Origin of the sequence: Arthrobacter agilis, from assembly GCF_002953615.1 — a bacterium.
Lineage (GTDB): Bacteria > Actinomycetota > Actinomycetes > Actinomycetales > Micrococcaceae > Arthrobacter_D > Arthrobacter_D agilis_B.
The window spans coordinates 3,377,669-3,380,433 of record NZ_CP024915.1 but is presented as its reverse complement, the minus strand read 5'-3'; the positions used below and the strand labels follow the sequence as shown (position 1 = coordinate 3,380,433).

The following is a 2,765-nucleotide window of genomic DNA, read 5'->3' as shown; positions in this document are numbered from 1 at the left end:
CCCGGTCTTCATCATCGTGTTCGCCGGGATCTTCGCGGCCCTCTGGACCCGCCTCGGCAGCCGCCAGCCGTCCTCCCCGCTGAAGTTCTCCTTCGGCCTGATCATCATGGGTGTCGCGTTCCTCGCCTTCATCCCCTTCGCGGGCGGCGGCCCCAACAGCACGCCGCTGGTCGGCCTCGCCGGGATCCTGCTGCTCTTCACCTGGGCCGAGCTCTTCATCTCCCCGATCGGGCTGTCGGTGACCACGAAGCTGGCGCCGGAGGCCTTCCGTACCCAGATGCTGGCCCTGTTCTTCCTGTCGATCTCCCTGGGCACCACGGTGTCCGGCCTGCTCGCGGGGTTCTACTCCGAGGCGAACGAGGTGCCCTACTTCGCCTTCAGCGGCATCACGGCGATCATCCTCGGCGGAGCGCTCATCGCCGGCGCCCCCGCGATCCGGAGGGCCATGAGCGGGGTCCGCTAGGTCTGCAGCACTGCCCGGGGCCGATGCGGCCTCCGGCATGAACAGGACCCGCCCGGCACCTCCGGGCGGGTCCTGTTGCATGCGAAGCGCCCATCGCCCAGACTTCTACCGACCGGTAACTCCCGTACCGTCCGTTGCAGCATCGTGCTGGAGATCAAAGGAGATCGCGTGCCGAACCTCGCCAACAACCTCGTGGCCACCGCGACGAGGAGCCCCTCGGCCGTGGCCATCAAGCTCGACGACGTCGAGGTCACCTTCGGGGCGCTCGAGGTACTCAGCCAGAAGGTGGCGACGCTGCTCGCCGGGCACGGCGTGCAGCGCGGGGACCGCGTGGCGCTCATCATGCCCAATATTCCCCAGATGGCATTCGTCTACTACGGGGTCCTGCGGGCGGGCGCCGTGGTCGTGCCCCTCAATCCGCTCCTCAAGGGCCGCGAGGTCGCCTATCACCTGACGAACTCCGGCGCCCGGCTCGTCTTCGCCTGGGAGGGCATCCTCGCCGAGGCGCAGGCCGGCGCCGAGGCCTCCGGCACCGAGACCGGCGATCCCGTGAGCGTGATCCCCGTGGACAGCACCACGTTCATGCAGCAGGTGTCCGGCGCCGAGCCCACCCCCGGCGTCGTCGACCTGGACGGCGAGGAGACCGCCGTGGTCCTCTACACCTCCGGCACCACCGGCCGCCCCAAGGGAGCCACCCTCTCCCACACCAACCTCTCCCGCAACACCGAGATCTCCCGCGACCTCATGGGTACCGCCGAGGGCGAGGTGCTCTTCGGCGGACTGCCGTTCTTCCACATCTTCGGGCAGACCTGCGCGCTCAACGCCGCCGTCCTCACCGGGGCCACGGTCACGCTCCTGCCGCGCTTCGAGCCCGGGAAGGCGCTCGAGATCATCGCCCGCGACCGGGTGACGATCTTCGAGGGCGTCCCCACCATGTACATCGCGATGCTGCGCCACCCGGGTGTCACGGACACCGACCTCTCCTCGGTCCGCGTGGCCGTCTCCGGCGGATCGGCGCTGCCGGTGGAGGTCCTGCACGAGTTCGAGCGTGTCTTCGGCGCGGACCTTCTGGAGGGCTACGGACTGTCGGAGACCTCCCCGATCGTCAGCTTCAACCGGGTGGGGCACCTGCGCAAACCCGGCTCCATCGGCACGCCCGTGGAGGGCGTCGAGGTGCGGATGCTCGACCCCATGGGCGACGAGGTGGCGCAGGGCGACGTCGGCGAGCTCGCCGTGCGCGGCCACTGCGTCATGAAGGGCTACTGGGAGAACCCGGCCGCCACGGAGGCGGCCATCCCGGACGGCTGGTTCCGCACCGGCGACCTGGCCCGCGTGGACGAGGACGGCCTTCTCTTCATCGTGGACCGCAAGAAGGACGTGATCCTCCGCGGGGGCTACAACATCTACCCGCGCGAGGTGGAGGAGGTGCTGTACGAGCACCCCGCCGTGGCGGAAGCCGCCGTGATCGGCGTGCCGGACGACCTGCACGGCGAGGAGATCGTGGCGGTCGTCGGCATCAAGGCCGAACACGCCCCGGCCGATGACGGCGCCCGCGAGGCACTCGCGGCCGAGATCGTCGACTTCGCGAAGGACCGGGTCGCCGCCTACAAGTATCCGCGCCGCGTGGTGCTGGTCGACGCCCTGCCGAAGGGACCCACGGGCAAGATCCTCAAGCGCGAGATCAGGGTCTAGCCCCGACCGGCCGCGAAGACGCCGTAGACCTGCGCGGCCGCGTCCTCCATCAGCATCCCGGCATCCCGGATCAGCTCGTCGAGCACCATGGGACCGGTCGCGATGGAGAACGCCCCCGCCAGCCCGGCGTCCTGCACCTGGGCCGCCGTGAGCTGCACGCGCCCCGCGACGGCGACGACGGCGCAGCTCGCCGGGGCGTTCTCCACCACGGCCTGCACCACCTTGCCGCCCAGTGACTGGGAGTCGAAGGACCCCTCACCCGTCAGGACCAGATCGGCGTCCGCCAGCGCGCCGGCCAGACCGACGGCGTCGGCCACCAGGGCGGACCCGGGGACGATCTCCGCGCCCAGCAACGGGACGAGCACCGCGGGCAGGCCGCCGGCCGCTCCCGCCCCGGGGACCTCCAGCATGTCGACACCGGACACCGCGCGCACGACGGCGGCCAGGTGCGCCAGGCCATGGTCGAGGACGGCGACGTCGTCCGGCGTCGCGCCCTTCTGCGGACCGAAGACGGCTGCGGCACCGCGGGGTCCGCACAGGAGATTGTCGACGTCGACCGCGATGCGCCAGCGGACCTCGCGGGACCGGGGATGGAGGTGGGCGGTGTCGA

At 70.9% G+C, this 2,765-nt stretch carries 2 protein-coding genes and 1 pseudogene; 2 read left to right on the top strand and 1 reads right to left on the bottom strand.

All coding sequences use genetic code 11. The features are described from left to right. Together CVO76_RS16625 and CVO76_RS16620 are read left to right on the top strand one after the other, a co-directional pair. A pseudogene (locus CVO76_RS16625) lies at positions 1-463 on the top strand (MFS transporter); the annotation flags it as partial. Between the two features lie 168 nt (positions 464-631). Further along, a complete protein-coding gene (locus CVO76_RS16620) occupies positions 632-2,155 on the top strand; it encodes a long-chain-fatty-acid--CoA ligase (RefSeq protein WP_208740179.1) in 1,524 nt (507 codons plus the stop codon). Here CVO76_RS16620 and CVO76_RS16615 read toward each other — a convergent pair. Further along, positions 2,152-2,765, bottom strand: a 614-nt coding sequence (locus CVO76_RS16615) for a glycerate kinase (protein WP_208740178.1), incomplete at its 5' end; no start/stop codon positions are given. The two genes, CVO76_RS16620 and CVO76_RS16615, sit on opposite strands and share 4 nt — an antisense overlap.